11 protein-coding genes are annotated in these 13,070 nt (G+C 69.3%); 6 read left to right on the plus strand and 5 right to left on the minus strand.

Features of this window, described 5'->3' with window-relative positions:
• Positions 1-29: 29 nt before the first annotated feature.
• Positions 30-1,112: an amidohydrolase family protein gene (locus H7965_RS14085; RefSeq protein WP_186771223.1), complete on the minus strand. Its 1,083-nt coding sequence runs from the start codon at positions 1,110-1,112 to the stop codon at positions 30-32.
• A gap of 236 nt (positions 1,113-1,348) precedes the next feature.
• Between H7965_RS14085 and H7965_RS14090 the strand changes: the two genes are divergently transcribed.
• Positions 1,349-2,971, plus strand: a complete 1,623-nt coding sequence (locus H7965_RS14090; RefSeq protein WP_186771224.1) for an ABC transporter substrate-binding protein — start codon at positions 1,349-1,351, stop codon at positions 2,969-2,971.
• 23 nt (positions 2,972-2,994) lie between these two features.
• Entirely contained in the window at positions 2,995-4,275 is a 1,281-nt protein-coding gene (locus H7965_RS14095; protein WP_186771225.1) for an LLM class flavin-dependent oxidoreductase, read from the plus strand.
• Positions 4,276-4,281: 6 nt separating this feature from the next.
• Here H7965_RS14095 and H7965_RS14100 read toward each other — a convergent pair whose 3' ends face one another.
• Positions 4,282-5,364 (minus strand): TauD/TfdA family dioxygenase, encoded by a 1,083-nt coding sequence (locus H7965_RS14100; protein WP_186771226.1) that lies wholly within the window; start codon positions 5,362-5,364, stop codon positions 4,282-4,284.
• A 12-nt stretch (positions 5,365-5,376) separates the two neighbouring features.
• Positions 5,377-6,384: an NAD(P)-dependent oxidoreductase gene (locus H7965_RS14105; RefSeq protein ID WP_229682613.1), complete on the minus strand. Its 1,008-nt coding sequence runs from the start codon at positions 6,382-6,384 to the stop codon at positions 5,377-5,379.
• A gap of 63 nt (positions 6,385-6,447) precedes the next feature.
• Between H7965_RS14105 and H7965_RS14110 the strand changes: the two genes are divergently transcribed.
• The 4 genes from H7965_RS14110 to H7965_RS14125 are packed head-to-tail and all read left to right on the plus strand — an operon-like array spanning position 6,448 to position 11,756.
• Complete coding sequence (locus H7965_RS14110) at positions 6,448-7,458, plus strand: ABC transporter permease (RefSeq protein WP_186771227.1); 1,011 nt, start codon at positions 6,448-6,450, stop codon at positions 7,456-7,458.
• Positions 7,455-8,315: an ABC transporter permease gene (locus tag H7965_RS14115; protein WP_186771228.1), complete on the plus strand. Its 861-nt coding sequence runs from the start codon at positions 7,455-7,457 to the stop codon at positions 8,313-8,315. Before H7965_RS14110 ends, H7965_RS14115 begins: the two co-directional genes overlap by 4 nt.
• A gap of 8 nt (positions 8,316-8,323) precedes the next feature.
• Complete coding sequence (locus tag H7965_RS14120) at positions 8,324-10,339, plus strand: ABC transporter ATP-binding protein (protein WP_186771229.1); 2,016 nt, start codon at positions 8,324-8,326, stop codon at positions 10,337-10,339.
• A gap of 25 nt (positions 10,340-10,364) precedes the next feature.
• On the plus strand, positions 10,365-11,756 hold the full coding sequence (locus tag H7965_RS14125; protein WP_186771230.1) for a dipeptidase: 1,392 nt from the start codon (positions 10,365-10,367) through the stop codon (positions 11,754-11,756).
• A gap of 143 nt (positions 11,757-11,899) precedes the next feature.
• On the opposite strand, the gene H7965_RS14130 is transcribed toward H7965_RS14125, so the two are convergent.
• Positions 11,900-12,205, minus strand: a complete 306-nt coding sequence (locus tag H7965_RS14130) for a DUF6295 family protein (protein ID WP_186771231.1) — start codon at positions 12,203-12,205, stop codon at positions 11,900-11,902.
• A 12-nt stretch (positions 12,206-12,217) separates the two neighbouring features.
• The gene (locus H7965_RS14135; protein ID WP_186771232.1) at positions 12,218-12,967 is read right to left on the minus strand and encodes a dienelactone hydrolase family protein; all 750 of its coding nucleotides are present in this window, start codon (positions 12,965-12,967) and stop codon (positions 12,218-12,220) included.
• Positions 12,968-13,070: the final 103 nt, after the last annotated feature.

The following is a 13,070-nucleotide window of genomic DNA, read 5'->3' on the forward strand; positions in this document are numbered from 1 at the left end:
AGCTCCTTGAACCCGGGGACCGAACCTCTTCACGCGACCCGACCCTGGCTCTCGGCCATCGGGGGCGAGAGCCGCGAGTAGGTCGCCAACGCATTGGCGCGCATCAGTTTCGGCAGCAACCCATCCGGAATCCCCGGCGGCACCGCCGCATCGCCATCATACTGCCAGTGCGGCCAGTCGGAGGCCCAGAGCAGCATCTCCTCCGACCGCAGATGGCCAAGGGCCCGCGGCACCGCCTCCTCCGGCGCGTCCAGCGGCTGCACCGTCAGCCGCACCTGGTCGCGGATGATCTCGGCCGGCGGCCGGTCCACCCAGGGGATCTCGAAGCGCACGCCCTTCCAGGTCTTCTGCAGCCGCCACAGGAAGCCGGGCAGCCAGGTGACGCCGGATTCCAGCAGCACCACCTTCAGATCAGAGTGCTTCACCAGCGCCCCTTCCGTCATCAGGCTGGCGAGCTGGCTCTGGAAGCCCTGCTGGTTGGCCGCGTATTCCTCCAGATACCAGCTGGTCCAGCCGACCGAGGTCTGCGGATGCCGATAGGCGCTGCCGGCATGGATGCCGAAGGCCAGCCCGTGCCGCACGCAGGCCTCGTAGACCGGCCAGTATTGCCGCTTGCCGAGCGGATCCTCACCCATCACCAGCGCCAGCACCTGGACGAAGCGGCGGTCCGGCGCCAGCCGCTCGATCTCGGCCACCGAGGCCTCGATGCTCTGCAGCGGCAGCACGATGGAGGCGCGCAGCCGCTGATCGCGGTCCAGCCATTCGGCCCTGGTCCAGTCGTTCAGCGCCCGGGCGAAGGCCACCGCCATGTCCTGGTTCAGCACCAGCTGGATGCCGTAGAGCGGGTTCAGGATTGCGATCTCGGTTCCGAGCCGGTCCAGCAGCTGGGTTTGCAGCTGCTCCACCGTCTCCGCGCCACGGCCGTTCGGGCCGCGCCAATCGGCGCGAATGGTCTTCGGCGACCTGATCGGCCAGGACTGGCTGTCGAGGTTGGTGATGTTCCGCTCGACCACCTGGTCGCGCCAGAACGCGTCCATATAGGGCGTGAGCGCGCGCATGTTCGGCACCATCGGGTGCACGTCGCAATCGATCGGGCGGTATTCCCTGAACATGCCGTTGCCTCGGGCGCTCCCTTGCCGGCGGTCGCCGCGCCGGCCTGCTGCTTCGCGGGGCGGGATGGCGCACCGCGGCGGTACCTTGCTCCGGCCCGCCCGACATATTGCCTCGATTGGGGTCGGTCGACCACCCCTCCTGCGGCACCGGGCCCCGGCATGGCTTCACACCCTTCCGCCCTGCACCTATCCTCCCCGGCAACAAGGGCACCCTGAAGGGGCCGAGGGAGAAGCGCATGGGACGGTCCGAGGACTTTCAGCCTATCGCCCGCCGTGACCTGCTCGGGCTGCTCGGCCTCACCGGCGCCGCGGCCTGGCTGCCGGCCGGACAGGCCTATGCCCAGGCGCGCGGCGCGACCCTGGTGATCGGCATCGACATCAGCGACACCATCACCCTCGATCCGGTGAAGCAGGCGCAATACACCCCGCCGATCACCCTGGCCGCCACCTATGACGCGCTGATGACCCTGGCGCCGGGCGACTACATCGAGCCGAAGCCGGCGCTAGCCACCGCCTGGCGCCGCACCCCGGACGGCAAGGGCTGGCGCTTCACCCTGCGCGAAGGCGTGAAATTCGCCTCCGGCGCGACCATGACCGCGGAGGATGTGCAGTTCAGCTTCCAGCGGCTGCTGGCGATGAAGGAGCAGACCCAGCAGTACCTGAAAGCGGTCGACCGCTGCGAGATCGTCGATGCGAAGACCATCGACCTGGTGATGAACGCGCCCGCGGCGCCGCTGCTGAACATCCTCTGTGCGCCGAGCTTCGGCATCCTCGAGAAAAAGGTGGTCGAAGCCCAGGGTGGCAGCATGGCCGATGACGCCAAGGAGAAGGACAAGGCGACCGACTGGCTGAACCAGAACAGCGCCGGCACCGGGCCGTACCGGCTGGTCCGGTGGGAGCGCAACCAGCAGATCCAACTGGCGCGCAACCCGCACCACTGGCGCGGCGCCCCGGCCTTTGAACGGGTGGTGATCCGCCACTTCAGCGACAGCGCGGCACAGCTGCTGGCGGTGCGGCGCGGCGACATCCAGGCGGCATTCAACCTGATCCCCGAGCAGATCGCGACACTGCGCGACGACCCGGCGGTACGCGCCGAACGGCTGCCGAGCCTCGACTTCGTCTACATGGCGCTGACCCAGAACCCCGAGTTCAACCGCGCCCTGGCGCAGAAGCCCTGCCGCCAGGCGATCGGCCATGCCATCGACTATGACGGCATCACCACCAACATGCTCGGCGGCGCGGCGCTGCGGCCGGCGCATTTCCTGCCGATCGGGGTGAATGGCAGCACCGAGGAGATCGCCCGCGAGATCGGCTTCCGCCAGGATCTGGAGAAGGCGAAGCGGCTGCTGCAGGAGGGCGGCTTCGCCGATGGCTTCGAATTCGAGATCGCCTACGGCAATGCCGCGGTCGCCGGCGTCTCCTACCAGCTTCTCGCGCAGAAGATCCAGGCCGACCTCACCCGCGTCGGCATCCGCGTCCGGCTGAACCCGATGGACCAGGTGAACCTGCGCACCGCCTACACCACCGGCCGCACCCAGGGCGGCGTGCTGACCTTCTGGAACCCGCCGGCGGTGGAGAACGAACTCTGGGCCGCAGCGGTGGTGGAGCGGGTGGCGCGCCGCGTCCATTGGCCGGTGCCGCCGGAGATGACCGCGCTGGTCAAGCGCGCGGCGGAGGAGCCCGACGTCGCGCAGGCCGCCACGCTCTGGGTCGAATGGCAGCGTGCCATGGTCGACCAGGCCAATCATTTCATCCTGTTCCAGCCGATCTATCAGATCGCGGTGCGCAACACGGTGAAGCGCTTCCCGCTGACCGCCGCGGGATGGCAGCTCGAGATCGGGCAGACCACGCCCGCCTGACATCCACACCGGGAGAGCCGACCATGAAGATGATGTGGTTCCACCTGATGCCCTATACCGAGCTGCCGGAGGATTTCCAGCGGAAGCACCCCTCGGTGTGGGTCGATGTGCACAGCAGCCTGTTCGATCCGAAGCGGGCGCATCTGATGTACAACGACTTCATGGATGAGCTGGAATACGCCGCCGAAGTCGGCTTCGACGCCATCTGCGTGAACGAGCACCATTCCAACGGCTACGGGCTGATGCCGAGCCCGAATCTCATCGCCTCGTCGCTCGCGCGGCGGACGCAGCGGACGCCGATCTGCGTCATGGGCAACAGCCTGGCGCTGTACAACCCGCCGACCCGCGTCGCCGAGGAATTCGCGATGATCGACGTCATCTCCGGCGGCCGGCTGATCGCCGGCTTCCCGGTGGGGACGCCGATGGACACCTGCTACGCCTATGGCCAGAACCCATCGATGCTGCGCGAGCGCTATCTGGAGGCGCATGATCTGGTCCTGAAGGCATGGACCGAGAAGGACACCTTCGCCTTCAACGGCCGCTACAATCAGCAGCGCTACGTCAACATCTGGCCCCGCCCGGTGCAGCAGCCGCATCCGCCGATCTGGATTCCCGGTGGCGGCAGCGTCGAGACCTGGCAGTGGTGCGCGCAGATGGACTATGTCTACTGCTATCTCTCCTACTACGGCTACAAGGCCGGCAAGGCCATCATGGACGGCTTCTGGGCGGAGATGGACCGGCTCGGCAAGGACCGGAACCCCTACCGCGCCGGCTTCCTGCAGTTCATCGGCGTCGCCGAGACGCGCGAGCAGGCGATGGAGCTGTACCGCGAGCCGGCCGAGTATTTCTACGGCCGCTGCCTGCATGTCGACGGACGCTGGGCGACGCCGCCCGGCTACATGACCGAGGCGACGCAGCGCGCCGGGCTGCAAAGCCAGGTGGCGAAGGCGGCCGAGGGCAGCACCCTCGGCAAGGGCACCCAGGAACGCTTCGCCGGCACTGCCAAGGACATGGAAGGCATCGTCGACCGCGGCTATGTGCTGATCGGCAGCCCCGACGAAGTGGCGGAGCAGCTGCGTGAGGTGGCGAAGACGCTGAACGTCGGCCATTTCATGCTGCTGCTGCAATACGGCAACATGTCGAAGCAGCTGACCAAGTACAACACCAAGCTCTTCGCCGAAAAGGTCATGCCGCAGCTGCGCGACCTGTTCGGCGAATGGGAGGACCGCTGGTGGCCGCAGCCAATGGACCAGTCGGAGACGGCGGAGCTGCCGGCCTTCAACCCGCGGCTCGTCGCCGAGTAGCGGGCTTCAGCCCGGCACGGTCATGCCGAGCGTCGCCGCCTGCCGTGCCTCGAAGGCGCGGCAGGTGTCGTCCCAGCGGAAGCCGCGGATGCCGCCGCGCACCGCGCCCGGCTCCACCGTCTTGAAGGGGTCCTCCCAGCCCGGTGGCAGGCGGCGGCTGTCGGGCGGGGCCAGCCACAGTCGGTAGAGCACGCGCCTGCGCTCCGGCTCCTCCCAATCCTCGAATTGGGTGCGGCTGTGCAGCGCGGTATGATTGTTCATCAGCTGCAGATCGCCCGGCTCCAGCCACATGCTGTACATCAGATCGGGCCGCTGCAGCAGCGCATCCAGCAGGTCGAGCGCCTCGGCCTGCCGCGGCGTCCATGGCGCCACGCCCTCCAGCTTCTGCGCGCTGGCGGCGCGGTTGCGGTTCCAGCGGCCGAACAGCACGCCCTCCGCCACGCCATAGATCGGGCAGCGCACATAGGGTCCCTCATCCGGCGCCTGCTCATTCTGCCGGCTGAAGCAGAAGGGCTCGTACAGCAGTTCCAGCAGATCCGGCCGCTCCCGCGCCAGCAGGTTGTGCACGGCGATGGAACTGGTGCAGAGGCTCATGCCGCCGGATTTCGCGACATTGTAGCAAGCGAGCCCGACCACGTCGCAGCCATCGACGTGGAAATCCAGCTTGGCGTTGGAGGAGTAGCCGCGGCCACCGGCGCTGCGATAGTCGGTGCCCTCGTTCCGCACGGCGGAGAGGTACTGGCTCGCCTTGCCCTGCGGCCGCGCCACGCCGAAATGCAGGCCGATGGCCCAGGTCATCAGCCGGAACTCGGCCTCGGTCACACCTTCGCGCGGCAGGCCGCGCACCAGCGCCAGGCCAGTGCCATTGCGCTGCTCGGCGAAGGCGGCGCGCAGCACCGGCAGGGCGCTGCCGAGGTCGAATTCATTGCGGCCGAAGTCGAACAGCGGCCGATCCGGATCCGCCACCTTGCGCACAGCGCTGATCAGGTCGCGCCGCGCCCGGTCATCCAAGGTGAAGATCCAGCCGCGATCCGCGGCGAGCCCCGCCGCATCCCAGGCCACCCGCTCACCCACTGCCATCGGTTGCATCATCGCTTCCCCTCAGACCTGAATGCCGAGGCGCGACAGCCGATGTGCCGCCGCGGCATTCACCGCATAATCCGGCAGCCGCCCCTCGGCCAGCGCCGTCACCTGCCGCACCGTATCGAAGGCTTGGTGCTCGATCGCCGGCGGGGTCAGGCCACCGGTGTGCGGCGTGGCGATCACCTTCGGGTGCGCCGCCAGCGCGGGCGTCGGCATCTGATCCGGCGCACGGCCGACATCCATCGCCGCCCCGGCCAGATGCCCGCTGTCGAGCGCCGCCCGCAGCGCCGCCTCATCGACCAGATTGCCGCGTGACGGGTTGATGAAGAAGGCTCCTGGCTTCATCCGGGCGAAGGCGGCGGCATCCAGCAGCCTCTCCGTTGCCGCGGTGGCGACGGCGAGGCAGACGGTGAAGTCGCTCTCCGCCAGCAGCGCCTCAAGCGGCTTATGCTCAAGCCGGGGATCCGAGGGCGCCGCATGCGGATCGGCGACGATCACCCGCATCCCGAGCGCCAGCCCAAGCGGCGCCAGGTAGCGCCCGATGGCCCCGTAGCCGATGATCCCGAGCGTGCTGCCAGCCAGCTGCCGCCCCATCCGCGCCACCGGCACCTGGCCCGCATGGTAGCTGGCCGCGGCGGCGCTGACGCCGCGCGCCAGATCGACCATCATGCCCAGCACCAGCTCGGCGACCGCCGGGATGAAGCCCGGCGTCGCCTGGGTGACCAGCACCCCGGCCGCGCTGGCCGCGGCGACATCGATGTTGCGGATATCGACGGCGCAACGATGGAAGGCGATGAGGTCGGGGGCGTTGGCAAAGGTCTCTGCCTCGCCCGGCGACTGGCGGTAGCTGATGATCGCCTGGCAACCCGCGGCGGCTTCGGCCAGCTCGCGCCCGGCCAGGTGCCGGCCGCTGTCGTTCAGCCGCACCTCGGCCACCTGGCGCAGCGCCGCCAGCGCCCGCTCACCGTAATAATTGGCCAGCGCATCGGCGGTATGGGTGAGATAGACCCGCAGGTGTTGCGTCACCGCTTCCCTCCCCTGAATTGCCGTCTACACTACAGGCAATGGCGTGGGGGGATAGCGGGGCCGATGCTGCGGTACGTGCTGACGCGCCTGCTGGGTGCCGCCGTCATGGCCGTGCTGGCGATCCTGGTGGTGTTCCTCATCGCCAATACCGTCCCCGGCGACCCGGTGCTGGCCCAGCTCGGCGACCTCGCCGCCAGCAACCCGGATACGGTCATGGAATGGCGGGCCAAATGGGGCCTCGACCTGCCGTTGTGGGAACGTTACGGGCTGTTCCTCTGGGGCGTGCTGCATGGCGACCTCGGCATCTCCATCGCCTCGCAGCGGCCGGTGCTGGCGGATATCGCCCAATACGCCCCGGCGACGATCGAGCTGGCGACCATCGCCTTCGTCGTGGCGCTCGCGGTCGGCATCCCGCTCGGCATCGCCGCGGCGGTGCGACGGGACAGCTGGGTGGATGCGGCGGCGCGGGTCATCTCGCTGGTGGGTGTTTCCTCGCCGACCTTCTGGCTGGCATTCATTATGCTGGCGATCTTCTACGGCGGGCTGCAGATCGCGCCCGGCCCCGGCAGGCTGGACCCGATCGCCTTCCCGCCGGAGGAGGTCACCGGGCTGTTCCTGATCGACAGCCTGCTCGCCGGCGACTGGGACACCTTCCATGACACCGCGGCGCATCTGGTGCTGCCGAGCATCGTGCTGGCGGCCGCCACCATCGGCCTCATCACCCGCACCACGCGGGCAGCAATGCTGGAGGCGATGCAGCAGGATTACGTCCGCGTCTCCCGCGCCAAGGGGCTGCGCGAGCGCTTCATCATCCTGCGCCATGTGCTGCCGAATGCGCTGATCCCGGTGGTGACCCTGGGCGGCATCGCCTATGCCAATCTGCTGGCCGGGGCGGTGATGACGGAGACGGTGTTCTCCTGGCCCGGCCTCGGCCGCTACACCTTCCGCAGCGCGGCGGCGCTGGATTTCCCGGCGATCATGGGCATCACCCTGGTGGTCTCGGTCAGCACCCTGCTGGTCAATCTGCTGGTCGACCTCTCCTACGCCGCGCTCGATCCCAGGGTACGGCGATGAGCGGCGCCATCGCTCTGCCGGCCGTGCCCTCCCGCCGGAGCCGGCTGTGGCGGCGCTACGGGCTGGCGGGGTTCGGCGCCGGCATCGTGCTGGCCTGGATCCTGATCGCCCTGCTGGCGCCCTGGCTCTCACCCTACCCACCCGATTTCGTCGAGGTGACGAACCGGCTGCAGCCGCCTTCCGCCACGCATTGGCTGGGCACGGATGCGCTGGGGCGCGACTGCTTCTCCCGCCTGCTGCATGGCGCCCGGGTCTCGCTGCTGGCGGGGTTCAGCGTGGTGGTGCTCGGCGCCGGCTTCGGCACGCTGCTCGGCATGGTCGCCGCCTATGCCCGCGGCTGGGTGGATGAGGCGTTGATGCGGCTGACCGATCTGGTGCTGTGTTTCCCGCCGATCATCCTGGCACTGGCCATCGCCGCCGCGCTCGGCATCGGCACCACCAACACCATCATCGCCATGCTGGTGGTGTGGTGGCCGAAATTCGCCCGCCTGGCCCGGGCGCTGGCGCTGGTCCAGCGCGGCCAGGAATATGTGGAGGCGGCCGTCGTGCTTGGGCTGAAGCCGGCGCGCATCCTCGGCCGCCATATCGTGCCGAATGCGGTGGGGCCGCTGGTGGTGCTGGTCACCCTCGATGTCGGCAATGCCATCATCACCTTCGCCGGCCTGTCCTTCCTGGGCCTTGGCGTGGTGCCGCCGACGCCGGAATGGGGCGCCATGGTGGCCGAGGGGCGCGAACTGGTGGAGCAATGGTGGGTGGCGACCTTCCCCGGTCTTGCCATCCTTACCATCGTGCTCGGCTTCAACTTTCTCGGCGATGGCGTGCGCGACTGGCTCGACCCGAAGGCGCGCAGCCGGTGACGCGGCCGATGCGGGAGATCCCCGTCCTTGAGGTGAAAGACCTCCGCACCGTCTTCCTCACCGATGCCGGGCCGGTGCGCGCGGTCGATGGCGTCTCCTTCACCGTCATGCCGGGCGAGACCCTCGGCATCGTTGGCGAGAGCGGCAGCGGCAAGAGCGTCACCGCCCTGTCGCTGCTGCGGCTGCTGGAGGAACCCGCCCGCATCGTCGGCGGCAGCATCCGCTTCCAGGGGCGTGACCTGCTGGCGATGGACCAGGAGGCGCTGCGGGCGCTGCGCGGTGACCGCATCTCCATGGTGTTCCAGGACCCGATGACCGGCCTCAACCCGGTGGTCCGCATCCTGCGCCAGCTCACCGAGCACATGGTCGCGCACGGCCGCGCTACCCCGGCCGAGGCGAAATCCCGCGCGATCTCACTGCTCGGCCGCATGGGCATCACCGCGCCGGAGCGCAGCGCCGCTCGCTTTCCGCACGAATTCTCCGGCGGCATGCGCCAGCGCGTCATGCTCGGCATCGGCTTCGCCAATGACCCGGCGCTGCTGATCGCCGATGAGCCGACGACGGCGCTGGACGTGACCATCCAGGCGCAGATCCTCGACCTGCTGCGCAGGCTGAACGGCGAATTCGGCACCGCCATCGTGCTGATCAGCCACGACCTCGGCGTCATCGCCGATGTCTGCCGCCGGGTCGCGGTGATGTACGCCGGCGAGGTGGTGGAGGAGGCGGGGACCGCGGCAGTGTTGGCCGACCCGCGCCATCCCTATGCCTGGGCGCTGGTCAATGCGGTGCCGCGGATCGGCACCCCGCTCGGCACCGACCGCCGGCTGGTCGCCATCGAGGGCGCGCCGCCCGACCCGCTGGCGCTGCCCGCAGGCTGCCGCTTCGCCCCGCGCTGCCCGTTCAGGATCGCCCGCTGCGAGACGGAGCATCCACCCCTGGCCGAGGTGGCGCCCGGTCGCCTCGCCCGCTGCTGGGTGACCCAGGCCGGGGAGGTGCTACCGAAGGCCGGTGTCGCGGGCTTTGTCGGCACCGCGCGGATACCGGTGGCAACCCAGCCGATCCTTTCCGTGCGCGGGCTGGAGAAGCGCTTCCCGCTGCCACGCGAGTCGCTGCTCGCGCCGCGCCGCGTGGTGCATGCGGTGAATGGCATCGACCTCGACGTGGCGCGCGGCGAGACGCTCGGCGTTGTCGGCGAGAGCGGCTGTGGCAAGTCGACCCTCGCCCGCCTCATCACCCGCATCCATGCGCCGAGCGCCGGCAGCATCGTCTTCGACGGGCAGGAGATCGGCCAGGCCAGTGCCGCCGAGATCCGCCCGCTGCGCCGGCGGTTGCAGATGGTGTTCCAGGACCCTTATGCCTCGCTCAACCCGCGCATGCGGGTGGGCGATATCCTTGCGGAGCCCCTGATCGCCCATGGGCTGATCGGGCGCGGCGCCGCAGCGCGGGAGCGGGTGACGGAACTGCTCGCTACCGTGGGCCTCAATCCCGCATGGGCAACGCGCTGCCCGCATGAGTTCAGCGGCGGCCAGCGGCAGCGCATCTCCATCGCCCGGGCGCTGGCGCTGCAGCCCGACATGATCCTGGCCGATGAGCCGATCAGCGCGCTCGACGTGAACATCCAGGCGCAGATCCTGAACCTGATGCTGGACCTCCAGCAGCGGATGGGGCTGACCTACCTGTTCATCGCGCATGATCTGGCGGTGGTGCGGCACCTCTGCGACCGGGTGGCGGTGCTATACCTCGGCAAGGTCATGGAACTGGCGCCGAGCGCCGAACTCTTCGCCCGGCCACTGCACCCCTACAGCAGCGTGCTGATCTCCGCCGTCCCCGGCCGGGCCGGCCGCATCCTGCTGCAGGGGGAGCCGCCGAGCACCCTCGCCAAGCCGACCGGCTGCCCCTTCCGCGGCCGCTGCCCAATCGCCCGGCCGATCTGCGAGACGCCGCCACCGCTGGTGGAACACGCGCCCGGCTGCTTCGCCGCCTGCCATTTCCCCGGGGAATTCGCCCCACCCCCTTCGCCCTGACCGCCACCGGGTGCAGGATGCCGGGATGACCGACACGCTCGACAAGATCCTCGCCGAGATTGACGCCGAGGCGGATGCCGCCCGCGACCGCCTGATGGATTGGCTCCGCATCCCGAGCATCAGCGCCCAGCCGGCGCATGCCGCGGATTGCCTGCGCGCGGCCGAATGGGCGCGCGACCGGCTGGCCACCATCGGCTTCACCGCCGCGTTGCGGCCGACCGCCGGCCACCCCGCGGTGGTGGCGCATCACCCCGGCCCCGGCGGCAGCGCGCCGCATCTGCTGTTCTACGGCCATTACGATGTGCAGCCGGCCGACCCGCTGCCGCTGTGGCACTCCGCGCCCTTCGAGCCGGTGATCGCCGAGGGGCCGCAGGGCAGGCGCGTGGTGGCGCGCGGCGCGGTGGACGACAAGGGTCAGGTCTCGATGTGGCTGGAGGCGCTGCGCGCCTGGCATACGGTCGCCGGCGGCCCGCCTTGCCGCGTCACCGTGCTTCTGGAGGGTGAGGAGGAGGTCGGCAGCCCGAGCCTCGATGCCTTCCTCGCTGCCAACAAGGCGGAACTGGCGGCGGATGTCGCGGTGATCAGCGATACCAACATGTGGGACATCGCCACGCCGGCGATCACCACGCGGCTGCGCGGCATGGTCTATGCGCAGATCGACCTTCATGCCGCCTCGCGTGATCTGCATTCCGGCCTCTATGGCGGCGCGGCGCTGAACCCGATCAACGCGCTGACGCGGATTCTCGGCGGGCTGCAGGACAGCGAAGGCCGGGTGCAGATCCCCGGCTTCTACGACGGCGTCGCCGAGGTCTCGGACGCCCAGGCGGCGGAATGGGCGTCGCTCGGCTTCGACGAGGCCGCCTTCCTCGGCGAGATCGGCCTCAGCCATGCGGCCGGGGAGCGTGGCCGCGGCGCGCTGGAACGGCTCTGGGCCAGGCCGACTGCCGATCTCAACGGCATCTGGGGCGGCTACACCGGTGAGGGTGGCAAGACCGTCATCGCCGCCGAGGCGCATGCCAAGCTCTCCTGCCGCCTGGTGCCGGGGCAGGATCCGGCCAAGGTGGCCGAGGGCATCCGCCGCTTCGTCGCCGAACGCCTGCCGCCGGGGGCGCGGGCCGAGGTCAGCATCCTCAACACCACCCCGGGCATCGAGGTGCCGGCCGAAAGCCGCTGGGTGGCGGCGGCGCGGTCGGCGCTGGCGGCGGAATATGGCCGGCCGGCGGTACTGGTCGGCAGCGGCGGTTCCATCCCGGTGGTGGAAAGCCTGCGGCGGCTGCTCGGCCTCGATTCCTTACTCGTCGGCTTCGGGTTGAACGACGACCAGGTGCACAGCCCAAACGAGAAATTCGAGCTGACCTGCCTGCACAGGGGTGCGCGAAGCCATGCGCGGATGCTGGCGGCGTTCGCCGGCAGATAGAGGGAGCGAGGCCAGGGGGATAAGCATCCCCCCAGCAGGGGTTCGGGGGCAGCGTCCCCGATTAAGCCGTTTGCCTTATGGAACTTCTTTGAAGTTGGCGCCTATGGCGCGCTGCCCCCGGCCTAAGTTGGATGCCGCCGCTTCTACGCGGCGTGGACCAGGCGCGGGCTCGCACCTTTGCCCCGCACTTCCGCCTCTTCGAATTCGGCGGCGGCGATGGCGCGGTCGAGCGCGGCGCGCAGGCCCTTGGCGGAGTCGAGCGTCAGCTCGACACCGGCGCGCGCCCCGGGTTCCAGGCCGGCATTGAAGAAGTCGAGGGTGATGACGTCGGCCAGCGGCGCATGGCGCGCATGGTCATAGGCGACCACCGCCTGCGTCAGCGGAAACCATCCCTCCCCGCGCTTCGCCATGCCCTCGGCGGCAACGATCTCGATGATGGAGGTGCACATGCCGGCGCCTCCCTACTTCGCCAGATGCTTGCCGAAGAAGGCGAAGACCTTGCTCCAGCCATCCATGGCCTGCTCCGGCCGGTAGAGCGGCCTGTGCCAGTAGAAAAAGCCATGGCCGGCGCCGTCATAGCGGTGGAATTCGTAGTTCTTGCCGTGCTTCTTCAGCTCGGCCTCATGCTGGTCCACCTGCTCCGGGCTCGGCGCGCGGTCGTCATTGCCGAAGAGGCCGAGCAGGGGGCAGGAGAGGTCCTTCGTCATGTCGATGGGCGCCACCGGAGTCTTGGCGTTCAGCTCCTCCTGGCCCATTACCACGCGCCCGCCCCAGAGATCGACGCAGGCATCCACATCCTTCTTCTGGCAGGCGTAGATGAAGGCGTGCCGGCCGCCGGAGCAGGAGCCGAAGATGCCGACCTTGCCGTTGTGCTCCGGCTGCGCGCGCATCCAGGCCACCGCGGCCGCGGTATCGCCAACCATCTGGGAATCGGCGATTCCGCCCTCGGCGCGCACCTTGGCGGCGACGTCGTCCGGGTTGCCCTCGCCCGCGCGCTCATAAAGGTTGGCGCAGATCGCAAGATAGCCATGATGCGCGAAGCGCCGCGTCGTCTCGATGTAAAGCTCGCTCCAGCCAGGAAGGTGGTGGACCAGCACCACGCCCGGGAAGGTACCCTTGCCCTCCGGCTTGGCCACATAGGCGGTGATCGGGGTTCCCCCGTCGCCCTTGAGGGTGACGTTCTCGCAGGTCATGCCTCGGTAGAAAGCCATTGGTGTTCCTCCTCAGGCGCCAGCCTTGTCGGCGATCGGTGGGATGCGGCGCCGTACCGTCATCAAGGGGCGGCCGGCCGCCCTCATTTTTCCGCCCGGCTTC

Origin of the sequence: Siccirubricoccus deserti, assembly GCF_014283215.1 — a bacterium.
Lineage (GTDB): Bacteria > Pseudomonadota > Alphaproteobacteria > Acetobacterales > Acetobacteraceae > Siccirubricoccus > Siccirubricoccus deserti.